Here is a 21160-nt window from a genome sequence, read left to right on the forward strand (position 1 = left end):
AACACAACGGGAAACGATAATGAAAAAAACTGCACTTTCTTTGTTGGCGCTGGGATTACTGAGTTCGCTGCCGGGCTATGCGGCAACGCCTGCGCCGGTGCCAGAGGCCATTGCCGGGCATAATGGCCCGGTTCGCATTGCGGTGATCCGCAACCTTGGCTCTGATGACAACACGACCCAGTTCGTTGCGGGCGCGATTCAGGAGGGGAAAAAGCTCGGCTTTAAGGTCAGCACCTTTTTAAGCAACGGCGACGACGCGAAATTCCAGGATTTCGTTAACCAGGCGATCAGCCAGAAGTATGACGGCATTATTCTCTCTCAGGGGCGCGATCCGTACTCCACCGCGCTGGTGAAGAAAGCGGTAGATGCCGGGATCAAAGTGGCGGTGTTTGATACCGCCGTCAACGGTGAGATCCCGGGCGTGACGGTAACTCAGCAGGATGACGCCTCGCTGACCCATCTCTCCTTCGGACAACTGGTAAAAGATTTCAACGGTAAAGCCAATATTATCAAGCTGTGGGTCGCCGGTTTCCCGCCGATGGAGCGCCGCCAGGCGGCTTATCAGCAAATGCTGAAGGACAATCCGGGGATTAAAGAGCTGGAGTCTATCGGCGCGGTCTCTTCCGACGTGCAGGGCGATACCGCCAACAAAGTGGGCGCGGTGCTGGCGAAATACCCGAAAGGGAAAATCGACGCTATCTGGGGAACCTGGGACGCCTTTAGCCAGGGGGCGTACAAAGCGCTGAAAGAGAACGGCCGCACTGAGATTAAGCTCTACAGCATCGATATCTCCAACCAGGATTTGCAACTGATGCGCGAGGCGGGCAGCCCGTGGAAGGTGAGCGTGGCGGTTGACCCGAAACTGATTGGCGCCACCAACGTGCGGCTGATTGCCAATAAGATTGCCGGTGAACCTACGCCTGCCACTTACGATTTTAAAGCCGCAGCCATTCCGCAGGCGCTGCTGGCAGCGCAGCCGGGGGCGGTTAACGTCGCCTCATTAGGCAAAATCATTCCGGGCTGGGGCCAGACGGAAGACTTTATTGCGCCGTGGTTTGCGACGCTTGAAGCGAAGAATAAATAATGCCCGGTGGCGCTGCGCTTACCGGGCCTACAATGCGCTCCCTGTAGGCCGGATAAGGCGGTGACGCCGTTTGGCAAAAGGAGATTAAGGTGACTGAATTACCGCGCCCCGACTATAGCCGCAATATGCGGCTGATTGGCCATAGCGACCAGGGCGGTCGCCCGGACGGCGTACAGCTGATGGTACATCGCGGTTTTGCCTATATTGGCCATATGGTGTCGCAGGGGTTTTCGATTGTTGACGTGCGTGACCCGAAAAACCCACGGGCGGCGGGCTATGTGCCTGCACCGCCAGGCACCTGGAACGTGCATTTGCAGGCGCATGACGATCTGCTGCTGGTGATTAACGCCCGCGATTTGTTCGCCGATGCCCGCTTTGCCGATGAAAAGGTCTACTACACGCGGCAGGTCGGTGAGACGGTCAGCGACGTGCAGGACCGGGGCTGGAGCGCAGGGCTGCGCGTGTTTGATATTTCCACGCCGGATAAACCGCGTGAAATCGGTTTTCTTTCCCTGAATGGGATTGGCATTCACCGCATCTGGTACGTCGGCGGACGCTGGGCCTACGTCTCGGCGCTGATCGACGGTTTCACCGATTACATCTTCCTGACCATCGATCTGGCCGATCCGCGTAAGCCAGAGGTGACCGGGCGCTGGTGGTTGCCAGGGATGAATCAGGCGGCGGGAGAGACGCCAGACTGGCCGGAGGGCAAACGCTATGCGCTGCATCACGCGATTATCGCTGGCGATACCGCCTATGGTAGCTGGCGTGACGGTGGTCTGACGCTGCTGGACGTGAAAGATCGCACGCAGCCGAAACTGATTAGCCATCGCAACTGGAGCCCGCCGTTTGGCGGCGGCACACACACTGCGCTGCCGCTGCCGGACCGCGATCTGCTGGTGGTGCTGGACGAAGCGGTGCTCGACAATCAGGAAGACGGCGAAAAGCTGATCTGGCTGTTTGATATCCGCGAGCCGTCGAATCCGGTGAGCATCGCCACCTTCCCGCAGCCGGATGAGGCTGATTACGTGGCGAAAGGAGCGCACTTCGGGCCGCATAACCTGCACGAAAACCGCCCTGGCAGCTTTATTAGCTCGACGCTGATTTTCGCCACTTACCAGAACGCAGGGGTGCGCGCTTATGATATTTCCAATCCTTATCGTCCGGTAGAGACCGGCGCGCTGGTGCCTGCGGCGCCTGAGACGATGATGGATACGCGGCCAAATCGCCCGCAGGTGATCCAGTCCTGCGACGTGTTTGTCGATGCGCGGGGGATTATCTACAGCACGGATTACAACGGCGGGTTATCGGTGATTGAGTATCTGGGGTAAGTATTTGCCGGGTGGCGGCTTCGCCTTACCCGGCCTGCATTCGGATCGTAGGCCCGGTAAGCGTAGCGCCACCGGGCAAACGGCCCGCACTTAGCTGTACTGCCGCACCCGCGCGATCAGCGCTTCCACGCTCTCAATCCGGTCGGCAATCACAATCAGCGCTTTTCCGAGGGTAATGGCATGGCGCAGGCATTCATGGCGCATTTCCGCATCCTGAATGGTATCGATATCAGCTACGTGCGACAGCCCGACGCTGCGGCGAATCAGCTCAGTGCCGCAAAAGCCGATGGCGTCCGCCCAGACTTTTTTCAGAAATTCCGACGCGTAGCCCGGCGCGCGTAGCGCCGCGTCGCGGGTTTTCTCCGTCGCCAGCACCTGAAAACGTTCAGCAAAGGTGTTCCACAGCTCCTGAATATCCGTCAGGCGCTGCTCGCGCGCGGCGGCGGCGTCGCGAATGCCCAGATGGCCCGGCAGGCCGCAGAAGTTCAGCAGCAGGTTGCCGATGGCGGTGCCCACATCAAAGCCTATCGGCCCAAAGTAGCCGAACTCGGCGTCGATGGCTTTCAGGCGACCGTCGGCGACAAAGATCGAGCCGCTGTGGATATCGCCGTGCAGCAGCGCTTCGGCATGGGAGAAGAAACGATGTTTGAGCGCCGCCACCGCCAGCTTAAGCTGAGCGTCACTGCGCAGTGCGGCGACGTCGCCTTCGATCTCCGCAGGATAGCTGTTGCGCTCGTGGATCTGGTAGGGATCGTTGAAGAACAGATCTTCGGTGATCTCACACATCTCCGGGTTAATAAATGTCGCCACCTGCGCTTTTTTGTCATGCGGGTGGAGATAAAAATCGCTGGTATGAAACAGCGTTTGCGCCAGATATTCGCCGAGCTGGCGTGCCGCCTGCGGATACCAGGCGCCTTTAATCAGTTCGCCGCGCCAGATGTTATGGTCGGAGAGATCTTCCATCACCATCACCGCCAGTTCAGGGTCGAAATGGTGGATTTTCACCGTATGCTGCGGGCAGTGCTGGTAATGCGCCACCAGCGTTTGCGCTTCAAGACGAGCGCGATCCAGCGTCAGCGGCCAGGACTCGCCGACGCAGCGCACGTAAGGCAGTGCCTGTTTGACGACGATGCGGCTTACGCCAGTGGTATCGAAAATCTTAAACACCAGATTAAGGTTGCCGTCGCCCACCTCCTGCGCCTCTACCAGTGTGGATGGATCATCGATGCCGCCAAACGTTCGGGCGTATTCCACGGCATCCTGGGCGGTAAAGGTACGGTATTGCGACATTGCCTGTTCCTCACTCATTTCACTAATAAAGACATGTAGACGTCTATACATCTGTAATTCATCCTGACACAATGTGATACAACAACGCAACAGAGAATTAACGACATGCAGACATTACAGACGACCAGCCTGCGAGTGGCGGATAATCAATTATTTATTCTCGATCAGCAGGCGCTTCCGCAGGAGAAACGCTGGCTGGATGCCTCAACGGTAGAAGCGCTGGTAGGGCATATTCACGCGCTGCGCGTGCGCGGTGCGCCGCTGATTGGTCTTTCCGCCAGTCTGCTACTGGCGCTGCTGGCGGAGTCAGGCTATCGCCGGGATGAACTGGCGATAGCGCTGGAAACGCTGCGCGCTGCGCGCCCGACGGCGGTCAATCTGATGAACAATCTCGATCGCATGAAGCAGGCGCTGGGGCAAGAAGACTTTGTTCCGGCGCTGGCGGCGGAAGCGCTGCGTCTGATCGATGAAGACAAACAACTCTGTGACGATATCGCGCGTGCGGGAAGTGCACTGGTGAAGCCGGGCAGCCGTCTGCTGACCCACTGCAACACCGGCGGGCTGGCGACAGCGGGCACGGGGACGGCGCTGGGGGTGATTGCCCGCGCGTATGCACAGGGCAACGTGCAAAATGTCTGGGTGGATGAAACGCGCCCGTTATTGCAGGGCGGCAGACTCACCGCCTGGGAGCTGGGCGAACTGGGGGTTCCCTATCAACTGATTACCGACTCAATGGCTGCCAGCCTGATGGCGAAAGGGCTGGTGGACGCGGTGTGGGTAGGGGCCGACCGTATTGCCGCAAATGGCGATGTGGCGAATAAAATCGGCACCTATTCGCTGGCGGTGCTGGCGAAATTCCACGGTATTCCGTTTTACGTTGCCGCGCCGCAAACCACGCTGGACCCCCACTGCCCGAATGGCGACGCAATCCCGATTGAGCAGCGCGCAGCAGGAGAAGTCACCGGCGTGGCGGGCAGTTTTGGTGCGGTACAGTGGGCGCCGGAAAATGCGCAGGTCTATAACCCGGCGTTTGACGTGACGCCAGCAGCGCTGATTAGCGGCTGGGTGCTGGATAGCGGTGTGGTGACGCCAGAAGACGTGGCGAAGGGGGTTTTCAGGACGGAGGCGGCCTGATGCAGAGCAGGCCTGGCGTACGATAGCGTCGCCCGGCCAGATCGTTAAAGCAGGCGCGGATAGGCATCCGCAATGGCGTCGCCGGTAAACTGCGCCACCCAGCCTTCCGGGTTATCGAAAATACGGATCGCGGTAAAGTTTGGCTCGGAGCCCATATCAAACCAGTGCGGCGTACCGGCGGGCACTGAAATCAGATCGTTTTTCTCACACAGCACCTGGTAAACCTGGTCGCCAATGTGCAGGCAAAACAGTCCTGCGCCTTCAACGAAGAATCGCACTTCATCTTCGCCGTGGGTGTGTTCATTGAGAAACTTTGCACGCAGCGCCTCTTTTTGTGGATTGTCGGCGCGCAGGCTGATCACATCCCAGCTCTGATAGCCTTTCTCGGCAACCAGCTTATCAATCGCATGTTGATAGGCGGTGATCACCGTTTCTGGCGCGGGGGCCTGGCCTAAGTCGCGGTCTGTAACCCAGCGTTCGAAGCGGACGCCTTTCGCGTTGAGCTGTTGGGCGATCTCTGCGGCGTCGGTACTGTGCCACTGGGGCTGGCTGGCGTCTTTATCGGAATAAATAGTCAATGCGCTCATGAAAGGATCTGCTCCGGGTTAATGTCGTCGAATTGATGTACCTGGTGGTGGCGGCTGGCGCCATCACCCTCGCCACGAATCAGTTGCAGGGTGCGAAGACCCGCCTCTTCAGCAGCGTCCAGCTCCTGATATACATCGGAGAGGAACAGGATTTGCGACGGCGCGACGCCGATATACGACGCGATATTGCGGTATGACTGCGTTTCTCGCTTTGCGCCGATATGGGTATCAAAATAGCCGCTGAACAGATGAGTAATATCACCTTCGTCGCTATAGCCAAATAACAGTTTCTGCGCCGCGACTGAGCCGGAGGAATAAACATAGAGATCAATGCCTTGTGCTTTCCATTTCTCCAGCGCTGGCAGAATGTCCGGGTAGAGATGACCGGTAAAGTCGCCATTGACGTAACCATCGTGCCAGATAATGCCTTGCAGGGCTTTTAGCGCCGTTGATTTGCGATCTTCATCCATAAAGGCGAAAAGCGTTTCGATAAGTTCTGCGGTACTGGCGTCCGGTCGGGCAATCTCGTTGCGCAGATTATCAAGAATTGATTTTACCGGTTCGGCATACTGCCGGGCGGTGACAAACGCCGCCAGCCGCTCGCGCGCATAGGGGAACAGAACATTGTGAACAAAACGGATATCGCTGGTGGTGCCTTCAATATCCGTCACAATCGCGCGAATCATAATCTCTCCAGTTGTCGCAAACGCATTTCGCATTCAAATAAAAATTCCAGCCCCTCCAGATGACGGCGGGCCTCCTCCACTGAGCGTCCCCAGCAGGTTAAGCCATGACCGCGCAGAAGAAAACCGTAATTCAGAGAACGCTCTTGCGCGTAATGCGCAATACGTGATGCCAGCGCGTCGATATCCTGGTCGTTGTCGAACACCGGCACGCAGACGGTATCAAGATGGGTGGTTTGCCCGCTAAGCGACTTTTGCATTTCAAAACCGCTGATATATAGCTCCGGCGTTTTAACGATGCGCGAGAGTACCGTGGCGTTGACGGTGTGGACGTGCAACACCGCGTTTGCCTGGGGAAAGAGGCGATAAATCAGGGTATGCAGCCCGGTCTCCGCCGATGGTTTGCGACCGGACGGTGCGTGACTGGTGGCGATTTCCACCTGCAAAAAATCGTCGGTAGTCAGGTTGCCTTTATCTTTTCCCGACTCGCTGAGCCAGCAAAATGCGTCGTCCTGGCGGACAGACATATTGCCGCCAGTGGCAGGAGCCCAGCCTTTTGCCCCTATCCAGCGGCAGGTCTCGACCAGTTGTGTGAGTTGCAGATTATCTGTCATCTTCCTTTTAGCCTCTCTCGGGGTCAGGAATGGAGTTTTTAGACATCTAAGCGTCTTGATTGCCAAATGCTAACATCGTGTTACGGCAGCAGCAACACAACTCTTCCGGGCAGGAGCAACAACATTGTCCTGGTGGCAGTGTGACTTGGTGGGGGAGGTGGTTGAGTTTGTCAAGGGCGGGAGTTTTGCGTATTGATTGATGCTTTCAATGGAAGTTGTAGGTTTGTCGCCCATAGCAGACCTGATAGCCCTTCGTTCAGGCCGCTTTGTGCCCGGAGGGGGCATCCCTAAACCACTACAGGTATTGATCGGCAAGGTGCCGGTGGGCTGCTTAAATGTTCAGGGAAAGCAATGCAGGAAGTGCGCGGTTTTTTATCATGTTATTTAACAGACTCAGATACCAGACATAAATCTCCTCCTTGATATTAAGAACATTCGGGTGCACGGATGGAAAGTGGTTTATTCTCTTTTTCACAGAACAGGAATGTCAGAGCCGGGAAGAGGGGATTAGCGAGAGATTAAAACAGGCAACTCAGGAGTTCAGTAAATGGATACTAAAAAATGGCGCTGTGTTTGCGCCATTTTACCACATTAAGAATTTGTCACCGGCTTGTTCCCAAAGGGATCTCCGGGTCCGGTTGATGAGTAATCCTGTTACGCAGATCCCGACGGATAATTTCGATGGACCAGAACCAGATTAAATGTCCAAAAATTTCGGATACATTCTCATACCATGGAAGGTCAACCAAAGGTGGAGTCAGCCCCATGAGAGGGAAGGAAATCATATGTACGAAAAGCTGTGCCAGTGCACCAGCCAGCAAACCCTGCCAGAGTTTAATTTTGGGGAAAACTTCAGCAACAACACAGTAACCCACTGCGAAGACAATCGAAAAGATGATGTGTGTTACACCAACCCAGTTAAACACATGCCCGGCAAAGGTGTAGACGGCAGCGTTAGGATCAGCAAGCCCCATCCAGTCACGAAGGAAAATATAAGGGGGATTCAGGAAATTGCGGGAACAGTCAATTTGCCCGGCAGCCCTGATTAATGATTCCGGCCCGCATGCAGCAGTGAACATATCAGTCGGACTGCGGGGTGGCAAAGGTACTTCAGCGCCCCATTTAACAAATGCTGATACGATACCAGCGATTAACCCAATAAATGCAGCCAGGCCATAACGCCTGCGGTTTGGTGGAGTTTGTTCAAATATATTCATATTTCATCCGTTGAATTTCATCGTGTTAACATAATCATTTAGTAGTATTCATGAAAACCACCAAATGTAAAGATGTGTATGTGATTGTATGTTCCGTATTTGCGTCAGTAACTGGAAATTCCCAATTGAGTTGCTTTATATGGTGTAACAGGAAGGCTGTGAAAGTGGTGAGAGCGGCAAGGTCGTATGCGATCTACAGCAATATTCTCATCAGTAGAATTAATAGAGTAGCAACCACGCCGCATGGAAGAGCATGGTACGGACAGCTGGCGATCGTTCGATAGTCGAATATAGAAGGGTTGCCAGCCGCCGCGGATTGTATCTTCCCGGCATGACGGATCAATGTGTTTTAAGTATTAATGCCACGTCTTTTTGCTCAGGCTTGTTATAGCTGAAATCGCATGTGCTGAATCATCAAAAAGCCGGGTCAGTACAGGAACCCACTGCCTGTTTTTGTACTCAAGCACCAGATGTCCAGGCAGGTCTTTGCTGATGATGGCAAATGTCCTGAGTTCAGGCGTTGGAACAGGGAGATCGGTGCCAGGCGGGAAATATATTCTTACCCTGGCAATAATCATGTTGTCCATGCTCATCATTCGTTCACCAGCCACATATCGGCTTCTTCAAACATCTCTTCCAGCATACGGTTAAGTCGTTCTTTTTCGGTCTTTGTGCTGTCGCTGTTTAATGCGTTAGCCTGCATTGGCTTAACTCTCACGTCGGCGTCGGGGAAGATCCGGTGTACGCGCTTTGTCAGCTCGTTAAGAATGATGTTTCTTGCGCCCGGTAAGGGGAATGAAGGGGTTGGTGATGTGGGGTTGGTTGTTTTTTGAACTGCGTGGGGATGGGGAGTAATTCATTCCAAGTGTACGATTTCTCAGTTTTGTAGGAAAATGTGACTTATTACTATACCCATGACAATATTGCTGCCGACGGTATATTCAAAAAAACTAAGGAGGGGGGCGTGCAGAAAAACTTGTTACAACTTTGCTACGAAGGGGAGTGTGGCGAAAATTACATTCGTAGTATGAACGAAAAAGGACAACTTTTTGTTTCACTCTCGGACGTTTTGAAGACACTTTCAGCAGAAAACAGAAAGCTTGATGGTAAAACATCCCAAAGCCTTATAACTGTTCTTAAAGCAGTAATTAAGACGCTGGATCCAGATGAATTCAGAAACCTTCCTCTTATTGTAGATGGCGAGACGATTTCTGAAACTTTCCTGACTGAGCCTGGTTTATACAGGGTCCTTGCTCAAGATACGACAGCAGCAGGGAAAAAATTTCAACGCTGGCTCTTTCATAGTGTTCTGCCCTCAATTCGTGAGTTTGGTGTTTATCCGCCCCCTCCTAAGCAGGAACGTTCGGAACTGAGTGCTTTCGCAAATAGTCTTCAGCAAACAGTTCAAGCTTTAGTGATAGAGATTGAAAGGCGCGAAGAACTCGAGAGCCGGGTTAACCAGGTTGAACTAAAAGTTAACTCGTTAGAAAGTTTAAGGGATTTATCAAAATTCAGAAGTGTTCCGCAACGCCTGTTAGAACTTGAGCTTGAGGGATATTCTGTCGAGGAGATTTGGCAGTGGTGTGAGAAACTCCGTAGTGAAACTGGTGCCGAGAAGATTAAATGTCCTTCTGGGATTAATATCAACACCTGCTATCCATTGGCTCTGGTTGATGAAGCAATCACACTGTACCAAAAAGTCATTGAGGCAAGAATTCGGCCTTGAGCTAACGAGAACAAAAAAGCCCGCAGGGCTTGCGCCGTGCGGGCTCTTAGGACTTCATCGGATGACTCTGGTAATCACCGATGGAGAATTTTGGTGGAGCTGGCGGGAGTTGAACCCGCGTCCGAAATTCCTACATCCTCGGTACTACATGCTTAGTCAGTCTTTACATTCGCCTGGCACCTGCGGACGGACACGCCACTACCAAACTAGCCTGATTAGTTTTAACGCTTCAACCCCAGGCAGGGCATCCACGCGATCTCTTTTGGGTTTGACCTCTCTTTGATCCCCGTCTTAAGAGCGGAAGCTAGGGAGAGAGGGCTCAGAGCAGGTTATTAAGCTGCTAAAGCGTAGTTTTCGTCGTTTGCGACTATTTTTTGCGGCTTTTTACGAGGCCAACCGCCCCTCGGCATGCACCTTGGGTTTCGCAAATCCCGTCGAATCCAGAATCAGCCCCAATGTGTTACGTTAAGTATAACAGAGTTGTGACACGCGTGACCAGCCCCCGATTTTCCTTATCTTCAAGGATTTACCGCTCATTTCGCGTGATGGAACGATTTGCTTAAATAGCCAGCAACGAAAGCGATGTTATCAGGGAACGTTTAGCGGCCTGCATTCTTCATGATGCGGGCTTTATCCAGTTGCCACTCACGCTCTTTCAGGTCTGAGCGTTTATCATGCTGTTTCTTACCTTTTGCGACGCCGATTTTCACTTTGCACCAGGCGTTCTTCCAGTACAGTGAAAGCGCGACGACGGTATAACCTTCACGATTGACGCGTCCGTACAGGGAGTCGAGTTCGCGTTGGTTCAGTAGCAATTTACGGGTGCGGGTAGGGTCGCACACGACGTGCGTTGAGGCGACGGCCATTGGCGTAAAGTTTGCGCCGAACAGGTACGCTTCGCCATCCCTGAGAAGGACATAGCTATCGCTAATATTCGCTTTGCCCGCGCGCAGGGATTTAACTTCCCAACCTTGCAGGGCGAGTCCAGCTTCGAACTCTTCTTCAATAAAGTATTCGTGTCGGGCGCGCTTATTCAACGCAATAGTGGCTGAGCCAGGTTTGTGTGCTTTTTTCTTCGTCATAATGCCGCTCAGTATAGGTAATCTGAAATCGAAAAACACCCCATTTCATCCTGCGGGGGATAAGGCGTTATCTTAGCATGAACCTGCGTAGGCCCTGTTGAGGTATAGCGTTTTTTTTACCTGGGGATAAATGGTATTATTTGTTCGATTTATGTTGATGGAAATTGCTATGCCTCAGATTAGCCGGACCGCTTTAGTCCCTTATAGCGCGGAACAGATGTATAAGTTAGTGAATGATGTTCAGTCCTACCCTCAGTTTTTGCCGGGATGCGTCGGCAGCCGTGTGCTGGAATCGACGCCGGGTCAGATGACGGCGGCCGTGGATGTGTCTAAGGCAGGGATCAGCAAAACATTCACGACACGTAACCAGTTGACGAATAACCAGAGCATCCTGATGCATCTGGTCGATGGCCCTTTCAAAAAGTTGATTGGCGGGTGGAAATTTACGCCGCTCAGCCAGGAAGCGTGCCGCATCGAGTTCCACCTCGATTTTGAGTTCACCAACAAGTTAATTGAACTGGCGTTTGGCCGCGTCTTTAAAGAGCTGGCTTCTAATATGGTGCAGGCGTTCACCGTTCGGGCCAAAGAGGTTTACAGTGTCGGCTAAAATTGTCGTCGAAGTGGCGTATGCGCTGCCCGAGAAACAGTATTTACAGCGTGTGACGTTGCAGGAAGGCGCGACGGTTGAAGAGGCGATTCGTGCTTCCGGTTTGCTGGAACTGCGCACCGATATCGATCTCGCTAAAAACAAAGTCGGTATCTATAGCCGTCCGACAAAACTTGCCGACGTGGTTCATGACGGCGATCGGGTAGAGATCTATCGACCGCTGATTGCCGATCCAAAAGAGTTGCGCAGACAGCGAGCGGAGAAATCGGCAAATAAATAATCATGGATGCCTGAACGCTTATCAGGCCTACATTCTTTCGGCAAAGCGGGTTCAGGTTCGTCAATAATTAAAAAAGGTGCCAATGGCACCTTTTTTAACACCAGAAAACAATCTTACTTGTTGTCGGTCAACGCTGGCTTATTGTCGATGTTGGTCAACACGCCGTTGCTGTTAAAGGTCAGCGTTAAGGTTTGTTGCGTTACGCCTTCATGACCCGGTTGCTGACGGAACACATAGAACCATGTGTTAGTGCCAAAAGGATCGGACATCATCGGTGTACCCAAAGCATAAGCAACCTGCTGTTGCGTCATACCGACGCGCACTTTGGCGACATCGTTAGCGGTCAGATAGTTCCCCTGGTTGATGTCAGGGCGGTAAACCACTCGCTCCAGAGTGGAACAGCCTGCGGTCAACATCAGTAGTACTGCTGCGGCAGCAGTCAGCGTTTTACAGCGCATAGTGATTTGATTCCTTTTCGGGCCCGAGCAGTACGCGGCTCATATGTAATATGCCGATGATAATAGACCTTTCACCACTTTAAAACCTTTTGGTGTCGGGTCTTACGGCGATTTTGTTTTGTACTCAGACCTTAAAGGGTCAAAAAAGTTTACGCAGCCAACAGTTCTTTCGCATTTGCGAGGGTATTACGCGTCACTTCGCTGCCGCCAAGTAAACGAGCCAGCTCCTGTAACCGCGAGCGTTTATCCAGCGGCTGCATATGCGTTTCGGTCATGGCGCCGTCCGTTTCTTTGCTGACAAAGAAGTGCTGATGACCACAACCGGCAACTTGCGGAAGGTGGGTGACGCACATTACCTGAGTCGACTCACCTAACTGGCGCAGCAGTTTACCGACAACGGCCGCAGTAGGGCCGCTGATACCGACATCGACTTCATCGAAAATGAGCGCCGGGGTTTCCATTTTACGGGCGGTAATGACCTGGATTGCCAGCGCGATACGGGACAGTTCGCCCCCGGAAGCGACCTTTGCGATTGGCTGCAATGGCTGACCCGGGTTTGTGGTGACTTTAAACTCTACGCGGTCGGCACCGTCGCTGCTCAGATGATGCTCATCAAATTTCACATCAATAGTGAACTGGCCATGCGGCATCGACAGCGCATGCATGCTTTCGGTGATCAACTGCCCCAGTTCCTGCGCGTCATGCTGACGCTGAGTATGCAGCGCTTTTGCCGTCTCCAGCGCCTGCTGGCGATGTTTGTTCACCGCCAGCGTCAGGGTTTCCAGTGAGTCGGCCTGATCGTCAAGCTGCTGCTGTTCTTCGAGCAGTGACTGATAAAACTGCGGCAGCGCTTCCGGGCTGACGTGATGTTTACGCGCCAGTGAAATCTGCTTAGAAATGCGCTGCTCAAGTTCGAACAGGCGATTGGGGTCTAAATCCAGACGATCGCAATAGTGACGCAGTTCGTCGCTGGCCTCAGTTATCTGGATTGTGGCCTCTTCCAGCATATCCAGAATGCCAGACAGTTTGCTGTCCATGCCCGTTAGTTCGGTGACTAACTGTTTTGCCGTGTACAGCTGGCTTTGCAGATTGACGTCTTCGCCATCAGCAAGCAACGTCAGCGCATTCTGGCTGGTCGTCAGCAACTGGCCGCTGTTTGCCAGTCGTTTATATTCTTCATCAATTTGCTCAAACTCACCGGGCTGCGGGTTAAATTCGTTCAGTTCTTTCAACTGATATTGCAGCAGCTCCATACGTGCGGCGCGTTCCTGGCTTTGCTGTTGATGATGCGCCAGATCGCGGCAGCTTTGATGCCACAGTTGATAGCGTGAGGACATTTCCTGAATCAGAAGCGCTTCGTTGGCGTAGCCGTCGAGCAGGGATTTTTGATGTTCAGACTTGGTCAGTAGCTGATGCGCATGCTGGCCGTGAATTTGAATGAGCAACTGGCCCAGTTCCCGTAACTGGGAGAGAGGCACGGCGGTGCCGTTGATGAAGCCGCGGGAGCGACCGTCGCTGCTAATGACGCGGCGAAGTAAGCACTCACGCCCTTCTTCCAGTTGGTTTTCTTCCAGCCAGCGCAGCGCTGCTGGCGTATCTTTCAGTGAGAAGCGGGCGCACAGGTCTGCGCGGGTTGCTCCCACCCGCACCATGTCGGCGTCTGCACGGCCACCCAGACACAAGCCGAGCGCATCAATCGCAATAGATTTACCCGCGCCGGTTTCACCGGTAATGACGGTCATTCCGCTCTGGAAATCGATCTCAAGTTCACGAACGATAGCAAAATTGCTGATGGTCAGTTGTGCCAACATAGCTGTTTTCCTGTATGAAAAACCATAACTGTGATTACATACAGTATAAACTGGTTTTTTATACAGTAAAGAGGGCGGCGTTAAATTAGAATAATTTTTTTGACCAGCCTAATTTTGTGCTTAATGTGTTGAAATAACTGTAATCTTTAGGGTGTATCAGGTTCAGATGGTAGTCACAGCGGCGGATCAATACATCTTCGCCTTCCTGTATGGGCAGGGCAATCTGACTGTCGCAACTGATTTCAAGGTCGCTACGGCGGTGTGAGAAACGCAAACGAATCGTGCTGCTGCCGTTAATGACTAACGGGCGTGCGGATAGGGTGTGCGGGAACATCGGCACCAGCGTGATGGCGTCCAGCGACGGCGTCAGAATGGGGCCGCCCGCCGAGAGTGAATAGGCGGTGGAACCGGTCGGCGTGGAGATGATCAGGCCATCGGAACGCTGAGAAAAGGCGAAGGTTTCGTCGATATACACTTCAAATTCAATCATGTGCGCCACTTTTCCCGGGTGCAGCACGACTTCATTGATGGCGGTACTGATGCGTTTCTGGCAGTTTTGCTGGCAGACCTGAGCTTCCAGTAAAAAGCGTTTCTCGGCGATATAATGGCCTTCCAGTACGTCCGCGAGTTGTTGCAGGGCGTTGTCCGGGTCAAGGTCGGTCAGGAAGCCGAGATTGCCACGGTTAATGCCGATCACTTTGATGTCATAGCGCGCCAGCGTGCGCGCCGCGCCGAGCATATTGCCATCCCCGCCGACAACGACGGCGAGATCCGCCAGTTGACCAATTTCCGCCAGCGTGCCGGTTTTTACATTTTTCAGCTGTAATTCGTGGGCGATCTGCTGCTCCACGATGACCTCGTAACCTTTTGTGCATAGCCAGCGGTAGAGCATTTCATGTGTCGTCAGTGCAGTGGGGTGACGTGGATGTCCCACAATGCCAATACACTTGAAATGATTGTTCATTTTCTCGAGGTCCTTGTAGCGAAGATTGATGACAATGTGAGTGCTTCCCTTGAAACCCTGAATCTGATCCCCATAATAAGCGAAGTTAGCGAGATGAATGCGAAAAAAAACGCGGAGAAATTCATGAGTAGTAAAGAACAGAAAACGCCTGAGGGGCAAGCCCCGGAAGAAATTATCATGGATCAGCACGAAGAAGTTGAGGCGGTTGAATCAGACGCTTCTGCTGAGCAGGTGGATCCGCGCGATGAAAAAATTGCGAATCTGGAAGCGCAGCTTGCTGAAGCCCAGAATCGCGAACGTGACAGCGTGTTACGTATCAAAGCGGAAATGGAAAACCTGCGCCGTCGTACCGAACTGGACGTAGAAAAGGCGCATAAGTTCGCGCTGGAAAAATTCGTCAATGAGCTGTTGCCGGTTATCGATAGCCTGGATCGTGCGCTGGAAGTGGCGGATAAAGCGAATCCAGATATGGCGTCAATGGTCGAAGGCATTGAGCTGACGCTGAAATCCATGCTGGATGTCGTGCGTAAGTTCGGCGTAGAGGTGATTGCTGACACCAACGTACCGCTGGATCCGAACGTGCATCAGGCGATTGCGATGGTGGAGTCTGAGGATGTTACCCCGGGTAACGTGCTGGGCATTATGCAGAAAGGCTATACGCTGAATGGTCGTACCATTCGCGCGGCGATGGTGACGGTGGCGAAGGCGAAAGCGTAATTTGCCATCCGTAGTGCCGGGTGGCGGCGTTCGCCGTACCCGGCCTACAGCATTATTCTGAGATACTCTCCCGCAACGGTTTCACCGGCAAGACTTTAACCTGCTTAATCATATTGTCCTGGACGTCGAGAATATCGATATCGTACTGGCCAATGCGCACGCGCGTTCCGGCGATGGGGATCTCTTCCAGCGCTTCCAGAATCACGCCGTTTACCGTCCGCGCATCGTCTTCCGGCAGGTGCCAGTTAAAGGCTTTGTTGATTTCCCGCACGTTGGCGCTGCCGTCGATAATCACTGAACCGTCATTCTGCGGCGTGACCTCTTCCGCCAGCGTTGGCGACATCGAGGTAGTGAAGTCGCCGACAATCTCTTCCAGAATATCTTCGACCGTCACCAGCCCCTGAATATCCCCGTATTCGTTGACCACCAGCCCGACTTTCTTTTTATTACGCTGAAATTTTACCAGCTGCGTGCTGAGCGGCGTGCCTTCCGGGATGAAGTAGATCTCATCGGCGGCGCGCAGCATGGTCTCTTTAGTGAACTCTTTTTTCTCGGACATTAACCGCCAGGCTTCGCGTACGCGCAGCATGCTGATGGCGTCATCCAGCGAGTCGCGGTAAAGCACAATGCGCCCGTGCGGCGAGTGAGAAAGCTGGCGGACGATCGATTTCCAGTCGTCATTGATATCAATGCCGATAATTTCGTTGCGCGGCACCATGATGTCATCCACGCTGACCTTTTCCAGATCCAGCACTGAGAGCAGCATGTCCTGGTTGCGGCGGGAGATTTGCGAGCGGGATTCATTCACGAGCGTACGCAGTTCGTCTTTACTCAGAGAGCCGCTGATGACGATATCCGTTTTAATGCCCATCATACGCATCAGCAGCCGGGTAATGGTGTTAAGCAACCAGACCAGCGGCATCATCAGCACCTGCAAAGGCGCCAGCAGAAAACTGCTGGGGTAGGCCACTTTTTCCGGGTACAGCGCGGCGATGGTTTTCGGCAGCACTTCCGCAAATACGAGGACGACAAACGTCAGTACGCCGGTGGCAATTGCCACGCCCGCATCACCGTACAGACGCATACCGACGATGGTGCCGATGGCTGAGGCGAGAATATTGACCAGGTTATTACCGATCAGAACCAGGCTTATCAGTCGGTCCGGCTTGCGCAGTAGTTTTTCCACGCGCTTTGCCGGACGGTTGCCCTGTTTTGCCAGGTGGCGAAGACGATAGCGGTTCAGCGTCATCATGCCGGTTTCGGAACCGGAAAAATAGGCTGAAATAACCACCATGATGATCAGTGTGACGATCAGCGTGGTAGTGGAGATATGTTCCAGGGGGGGCTCCTTTAAGACTTAGCTTACAAACTGCTGCAATACGCGGCTGCCAAAATAGGCCAGCGTCAGAATGCCTGCGCCCGCGACGTTAAACCATACGACCCGACGTCCGCGCCAGCCTTCGTGGTAATGTCCCCACAACAGAACAATATAGACAAACCATGCCACGATAGAGAGAACGGCTTTGTCGATATTTTCCATGCTGAACAGGTTATGCATGTAAAACAGGCCAGTACACAGCGTGAGCGTCAGCAGCACCACGCCAATCTGCGTGATGTGAAACATTTTGCGCTCAATGCTCATCAGCGGGGGCATTTCATTATTGAACGCCAGCTTTTTGTTTTTGAGCTGATAGTCGATCCATGCCAGCTGCAACGCATACAACGCGGCAATGATCAATGTGGCGTAAGCGAACAGCGACAGGCCGATGTGTATCATCATACCTGGCGTGGCTTCGAGGTGGGTGATGTACTCGTTCGGCATGAACGTGGCGAAGGCCAGGTTAATCAATGCAAAGGCGTAGACAACAGGCAGCAGCAGCCAGCCGCGATTGCGTGAAGCGACAATTGTCATGACGGTACAAATCATCAGGCTGACCAGCGAACCGACGTTCAGCAGGCTCAGATTTTGACCGCTTTCGCCGCCGGGCAGGATTCGGGCTTCCAGCGCAAAAGCATGGCACACCAGCGCGATGACCGCAGAAAGGATAGCCATACGCCGCCAGCCGCTGTTTTTTTGCAGCAAAGCAGGAACGATCAGCGCGAGGCTGATGGAATAGGCGACAAGAGCGAGTAAAGCAAAAACGGGCATAGGAGTGTCGACAGTTGGCCAGTGAGAGAGAAGCAGTATAGCGTTACGTGACCGCTGCTCCAACCGTTGCATAACAACAAAGGCGGCTTCATGTTATACTGCGACAAAATTCTGTATATGTGTCGCGCTAGCGACCAACCGTTTCCACCCCAGGCGAGAGACAATGTTTGATAATTTAACCGATCGTTTGTCGCGCACGCTGCGCAATATCAGTGGCCGTGGACGCCTTACTGAAGACAACGTTAAAGAGACGCTGCGCGAAGTGCGCATGGCGCTGCTGGAGGCTGACGTTGCGCTTCCTGTAGTGCGAGAGTTTATCAATCGCGTAAAAGAGAAAGCGGTTGGTCATGAAGTTAACAAGAGCCTGACGCCGGGGCAGGAGTTCGTCAAGATTGTGCGCAACGAACTGGTTGCGGCGATGGGCGAAGAGAACCAGACCCTGAATCTGGCCGCGCAGCCGCCAGCCGTCGTGCTGATGGCGGGCTTGCAGGGCGCCGGTAAAACCACCAGCGTCGGTAAGCTGGGTAAATTCCTGCGCGAGAAGCACAAGAAGAAAGTGCTGGTCGTCTCTGCCGACGTTTATCGCCCGGCGGCGATCAAACAGCTGGAAACCCTGGCGCAGCAGGTTGACGTCGATTTCTTCCCGTCTGACGTCGGTCAGAAGCCGGTTGATATCGTCAATGCCGCGCTGAAAGAAGCGAAACTCAAATTCTACGACGTGCTGCTGGTGGATACCGCCGGTCGCCTGCACGTCGATGAAGCGATGATGGACGAAATCAAACAGGTCCACGCTTCTATTAATCCGGTAGAGACCCTGTTTGTCGTCGATGCGATGACCGGTCAGGATGCCGCAAATACCGCGAAAGCGTTTAACGAAGCGCTGCCGTTGACCGGCGTGGTGCTGACGAAAGTCGACGGTGACGCCCGTGGCGGTGCCGCGCTCTCTATTCGTCATATCACCGGCAAGCCGATTAAATTCCTCGGCGTTGGCGAGAAAACCGAAGCGCTGGAGCCGTTCCACCCGGATCGTATCGCGTCCCGTATTCTCGGCATGGGCGACGTGCTGTCGCTGATCGAAGATATTGAAAGCAAAGTTGACCGCGCGCAGGCTGAGAAATTAGCCAGCAAACTGAAAAAAGGCGACGGCTTTGATCTGAACGATTTCCTCGAACAGCTCAACCAGATGAAAAACATGGGCGGTATGGCGAGCCTGATGGGCAAGCTGCCGGGCATGGGCCAGATTCCTGACAACGTGAAATCGCAGATGGATGACAAGGTGCTGGTGCGGATGGAGGCGATCATCAACTCGATGACGCTGAAAGAGCGCGCGAAGCCAGAAATCATCAAAGGTTCCCGTAAACGCCGTATCGCAGCCGGTTGTGGCATGCAGGTACAGGACGTTAACCGTCTTCTGAAACAGTTCGACGACATGCAGCGCATGATGAAGAAAATGAAGAAAGGCGGGATGGCGAAGATGATGCGTGGCATGAAGGGTATGATGCCGCCAGGCTTCCCGGGTCGTTAATCAGCCTGGCTTGTTTGCCATTTCGGCACCGGGGTGTGCTCGCCATCCTCACGTACTGCGTGTACGCTCCGGTGGCTGCGCGCACGCCGGCACCGAACTGCCTGCACCGCCGACGGCCTTTTATAGCAGAGTTATCAACTGCTGATTGCATTTTCCCCAGAAATCAGTAAAATTTTCGGGCTTTTAATATGACACCCGGGCTCCGTTCCTCGATGGGGCCTGGGTGTTTTATTCACACAAGAGGATGTTATGGTTACTATTCGTTTAGCTCGTCACGGCGCTAAAAAGCGTCCGTTCTACCAGGTTGTTGTTACCGACAGCCGTAATGCACGCAACGGTCGCTTCATTGAGCGCGTTGGCTTCTTCAACCCGATCGCCAGCGAAAAAGAAGAAGGCACCCGCCTGGATCTGGATCGCATCGCTCACTGGGTTGGCCAGGGCGCGACTATTTCTGATCGCGTTGCAGCGCTGATCAAAGCAGCAAACAAAGCAGCTTAATCTGTCACGGTGGTCATGATGAGCAAGCAACTCACTGCGCAAGCGCCCGTTGAACCCATCGTTTTGGGGAAAATGGGGTCGTCTTACGGTATTCGTGGGTGGCTCAGAGTGTTTTCTTCCACCGAAGACGCCGAAAGCATTTTTGACTATCAGCCCTGGTTTATCCAGAAGGCGGGTCAGTGGCAGCAAGTACAGCTGGAAAGCTGGAAGCACCACAATCAGGATCTGATCATCAAGCTGAAAGGCGTTGACGATCGTGATTCGGCGAATCTACTGACTAATTGCGAAATTGTCGTGGATTCCTCGCAGTTGCCAGCGCTGGAAGATGGTTCCTACTACTGGAAAGACCTTATGGGCTGCCAGGTAGTGACCACTGAAGGCTACGATCTCGGTAAAGTCGTCGATATGATGGAAACCGGTTCGAATGACGTCATCGTTATCAAGGCAAACCTGAAAGATGCGTTTGGTATCAAGGAACGTCTTGTGCCGTTCCTCGATGGGCAGGTTATCAAGAAAGTCGATCTCGCTACTCGTACTATCGAAGTAGATTGGGATCCTGGTTTTTAAACCACCGGATAAACGGTAAAAGTCGGCGTTATGGGGATTGGCTTGTGTTTATAGGTATCGTTAGCCTGTTTCCTGAAATGTTCCGCGCAATTACCGATTACGGGGTAACTGGCCGGGCAGTAAAAAATGGCCTGCTGAGCATCCAGAGCTGGAGTCCTCGTGATTTCACGCATGACCGGCACCGTACCGTGGACGATCGTCCTTACGGCGGCGGACCGGGGATGTTAATGATGGTGCAACCCTTGCGGGACGCCATTCATGCAGCAAAAAGCGCGGCGGGTGAAGGCGCTAAGGTGATCTATCTGTCACCTCAGGGACGCAAGCTTGATCAAGCGGGCGTCAGCGAACTGGCAACGAATCAGAAACTGATTCTGGTGTGCGGTCGCTACGAAGGAATAGATGAGCGCGTGATTCAAACCGAAATTGACGAAGAATGGTCAATCGGCGATTACGTACTCAGTGGTGGTGAGTTACCAGCAATGACGCTGATTGACTCCGTTTCCCGGTTCATTCCGGGGGTTCTGGGTCATGAGGCTTCGGCAATCGAAGATTCCTTTGCCGACGGATTACTGGACTGTCCACACTATACTCGACCTGAAGTGTTGGAAGGGATGGAAGTACCGGCAGTATTGCTGTCAGGAAACCATGCTGAGATACGTCGCTGGCGTTTGAAACAGTCGCTGGGCCGAACCTGGCTTAGAAGACCTGAACTTCTGGAAAACCTGGCTCTGACTGAAGAGCAAGCAAGGTTGCTGGCGGAGTTCAAAACGGAACACGCACAACAGCAACATAAACATGATGGGCTGGTCTGAGACCCCCAAATATCAGTTTACCCA

General features: G+C 53.4%; 23 protein-coding genes, 1 other RNA gene and 1 pseudogene. 11 read left to right on the forward strand and 14 right to left on the reverse strand.

The genetic code is table 11. The features are described from left to right. Positions 1-19: 19 nt before the first annotated feature. Both OGX75_RS14770 and OGX75_RS14775 read left to right on the forward strand, forming a co-directional pair. On the forward strand, positions 20-1084 hold the full coding sequence (locus OGX75_RS14770; protein WP_198448572.1) for a sugar ABC transporter substrate-binding protein: 1065 nt from the start codon (positions 20-22) through the stop codon (positions 1082-1084). Between the two features lie 89 nt (positions 1085-1173). Further along, positions 1174-2415, forward strand: a complete 1242-nt coding sequence (locus tag OGX75_RS14775) for an LVIVD repeat-containing protein (protein ID WP_286451361.1) — start codon at positions 1174-1176, stop codon at positions 2413-2415. 90 nt (positions 2416-2505) lie between these two features. On the opposite strand, the gene mtnK is transcribed toward OGX75_RS14775, so the two are convergent. Continuing rightward, the gene (mtnK, locus tag OGX75_RS14780) at positions 2506-3705 is read right to left on the reverse strand and encodes an S-methyl-5-thioribose kinase (protein WP_024130868.1); all 1200 of its coding nucleotides are present in this window, start codon (positions 3703-3705) and stop codon (positions 2506-2508) included. 105 nt (positions 3706-3810) lie between these two features. Between mtnK and mtnA the strand changes: the two genes are divergently transcribed. Then, positions 3811-4839 carry an S-methyl-5-thioribose-1-phosphate isomerase gene (gene mtnA, locus OGX75_RS14785; RefSeq protein ID WP_058667982.1) on the forward strand — a complete coding sequence of 343 codons (1029 nt, stop codon included), beginning with the start codon at positions 3811-3813 and terminating at the stop codon, positions 4837-4839. 44 nt (positions 4840-4883) lie between these two features. Here the strand turns inward: mtnA and OGX75_RS14790 are convergent, their stop codons facing one another. From OGX75_RS14790 to OGX75_RS14815, 6 genes and pseudogenes are all read right to left on the reverse strand, one after another. Then, positions 4884-5426 (reverse strand): 1,2-dihydroxy-3-keto-5-methylthiopentene dioxygenase, encoded by a 543-nt coding sequence (locus OGX75_RS14790; protein WP_286451362.1) that lies wholly within the window; start codon positions 5424-5426, stop codon positions 4884-4886. Further along, positions 5423-6112 carry an acireductone synthase gene (mtnC, locus tag OGX75_RS14795; protein WP_286451363.1) on the reverse strand — a complete coding sequence of 230 codons (690 nt, stop codon included), beginning with the start codon at positions 6110-6112 and terminating at the stop codon, positions 5423-5425. Before mtnC ends, OGX75_RS14790 begins: the two co-directional genes overlap by 4 nt. Next, the gene (locus tag OGX75_RS14800; protein ID WP_047461809.1) at positions 6109-6723 is read right to left on the reverse strand and encodes a methylthioribulose 1-phosphate dehydratase; all 615 of its coding nucleotides are present in this window, start codon (positions 6721-6723) and stop codon (positions 6109-6111) included. The genes mtnC and OGX75_RS14800 overlap by 4 nt, the downstream gene beginning before the upstream one ends. A gap of 602 nt (positions 6724-7325) precedes the next feature. Beyond that, positions 7326-7940 (reverse strand): YagU family protein, encoded by a 615-nt coding sequence (locus OGX75_RS14805; RefSeq protein WP_024130867.1) that lies wholly within the window; start codon positions 7938-7940, stop codon positions 7326-7328. A 356-nt stretch (positions 7941-8296) separates the two neighbouring features. Then, on the reverse strand, positions 8297-8536 hold the full coding sequence (locus tag OGX75_RS14810) for a hypothetical protein (RefSeq protein ID WP_286451365.1): 240 nt from the start codon (positions 8534-8536) through the stop codon (positions 8297-8299). Further along, positions 8533-8730: pseudogene (locus tag OGX75_RS14815) on the reverse strand (DinI family protein); the annotation flags it as partial. The gene OGX75_RS14810 and the pseudogene OGX75_RS14815, both read right to left, overlap by 4 nt. Positions 8731-8904: 174 nt before the next feature. On the opposite strand from OGX75_RS14815, the gene OGX75_RS14820 reads away from it, so the two are divergent. Continuing rightward, complete coding sequence (locus OGX75_RS14820) at positions 8905-9666, forward strand: BRO-N domain-containing protein (RefSeq protein ID WP_049011875.1); 762 nt, start codon at positions 8905-8907, stop codon at positions 9664-9666. 91 nt (positions 9667-9757) lie between these two features. Here the strand turns inward: OGX75_RS14820 and ssrA are convergent. Together ssrA and smpB are read right to left on the reverse strand one after the other, a co-directional pair. Further along, positions 9758-10120, reverse strand: a transfer-messenger RNA (tmRNA) gene (gene ssrA / locus OGX75_RS14825). Between the two features lie 145 nt (positions 10121-10265). Then, positions 10266-10748, reverse strand: coding sequence for an SsrA-binding protein SmpB (gene smpB, locus OGX75_RS14830; RefSeq protein WP_012134708.1), 483 nt, complete (start codon positions 10746-10748; stop codon positions 10266-10268). 169 nt (positions 10749-10917) lie between these two features. Between smpB and ratA the strand changes: the two genes are divergently transcribed. Beyond that, complete coding sequence (gene ratA / locus OGX75_RS14835) at positions 10918-11355, forward strand: type II toxin-antitoxin system toxin RatA (protein ID WP_024130854.1); 438 nt, start codon at positions 10918-10920, stop codon at positions 11353-11355. Continuing rightward, positions 11345-11635 carry an RnfH family protein gene (locus OGX75_RS14840; protein ID WP_012134706.1) on the forward strand — a complete coding sequence of 97 codons (291 nt, stop codon included), beginning with the start codon at positions 11345-11347 and terminating at the stop codon, positions 11633-11635. Before ratA ends, OGX75_RS14840 begins: the two co-directional genes overlap by 11 nt. Positions 11636-11748: 113 nt before the next feature. On the opposite strand, the gene bamE is transcribed toward OGX75_RS14840, so the two are convergent. The 3 genes from bamE to nadK all read right to left on the reverse strand — a co-directional run bounded on the left by bamE (position 11749) and on the right by nadK (position 14868). Next, positions 11749-12093 (reverse strand): outer membrane protein assembly factor BamE, encoded by a 345-nt coding sequence (bamE, locus tag OGX75_RS14845; protein WP_012134705.1) that lies wholly within the window; start codon positions 12091-12093, stop codon positions 11749-11751. 149 nt (positions 12094-12242) lie between these two features. Beyond that, positions 12243-13904 (reverse strand): DNA repair protein RecN, encoded by a 1662-nt coding sequence (gene recN, locus OGX75_RS14850; protein WP_134769153.1) that lies wholly within the window; start codon positions 13902-13904, stop codon positions 12243-12245. An 85-nt stretch (positions 13905-13989) separates the two neighbouring features. Then, on the reverse strand, positions 13990-14868 hold the full coding sequence (nadK, locus tag OGX75_RS14855) for an NAD(+) kinase (RefSeq protein ID WP_024130853.1): 879 nt from the start codon (positions 14866-14868) through the stop codon (positions 13990-13992). A 123-nt stretch (positions 14869-14991) separates the two neighbouring features. On the opposite strand from nadK, the gene grpE reads away from it, so the two are divergent. Continuing rightward, entirely contained in the window at positions 14992-15585 is a 594-nt protein-coding gene (gene grpE / locus OGX75_RS14860) for a nucleotide exchange factor GrpE (RefSeq protein ID WP_024130852.1), read from the forward strand. 52 nt (positions 15586-15637) lie between these two features. Here the strand turns inward: grpE and OGX75_RS14865 are convergent, their stop codons facing one another. Both OGX75_RS14865 and OGX75_RS14870 read right to left on the reverse strand, forming a co-directional pair. Continuing rightward, positions 15638-16924, reverse strand: coding sequence for an HlyC/CorC family transporter (locus OGX75_RS14865; protein WP_047461874.1), 1287 nt, complete (start codon positions 16922-16924; stop codon positions 15638-15640). Between the two features lie 18 nt (positions 16925-16942). After that, the gene (locus tag OGX75_RS14870) at positions 16943-17734 is read right to left on the reverse strand and encodes a cytochrome C assembly family protein (RefSeq protein WP_012134700.1); all 792 of its coding nucleotides are present in this window, start codon (positions 17732-17734) and stop codon (positions 16943-16945) included. Positions 17735-17897: 163 nt separating this feature from the next. Here OGX75_RS14870 and ffh point away from each other — a divergent pair, with 163 nt between their 5' ends. The 4 genes from ffh (at position 17898) to trmD (ending at position 21136) form a co-directional block, all read left to right on the forward strand. Next, on the forward strand, positions 17898-19259 hold the full coding sequence (ffh, locus tag OGX75_RS14875) for a signal recognition particle protein (protein ID WP_012134699.1): 1362 nt from the start codon (positions 17898-17900) through the stop codon (positions 19257-19259). A gap of 249 nt (positions 19260-19508) precedes the next feature. Then, positions 19509-19757: a 30S ribosomal protein S16 gene (rpsP, locus tag OGX75_RS14880; RefSeq protein ID WP_012134698.1), complete on the forward strand. Its 249-nt coding sequence runs from the start codon at positions 19509-19511 to the stop codon at positions 19755-19757. 18 nt (positions 19758-19775) lie between these two features. Further along, a complete protein-coding gene (gene rimM, locus OGX75_RS14885) occupies positions 19776-20324 on the forward strand; it encodes a ribosome maturation factor RimM (RefSeq protein WP_024130851.1) in 549 nt (182 codons plus the stop codon). Positions 20325-20368: 44 nt separating this feature from the next. After that, positions 20369-21136 carry a tRNA (guanosine(37)-N1)-methyltransferase TrmD gene (trmD, locus tag OGX75_RS14890; protein ID WP_024130850.1) on the forward strand — a complete coding sequence of 256 codons (768 nt, stop codon included), beginning with the start codon at positions 20369-20371 and terminating at the stop codon, positions 21134-21136. Positions 21137-21160 lie beyond the last annotated feature (24 nt).

This window comes from Citrobacter sp. CK199 (assembly GCF_030333285.1).
GTDB lineage: Bacteria > Pseudomonadota > Gammaproteobacteria > Enterobacterales > Enterobacteriaceae > Citrobacter_B > Citrobacter_B koseri.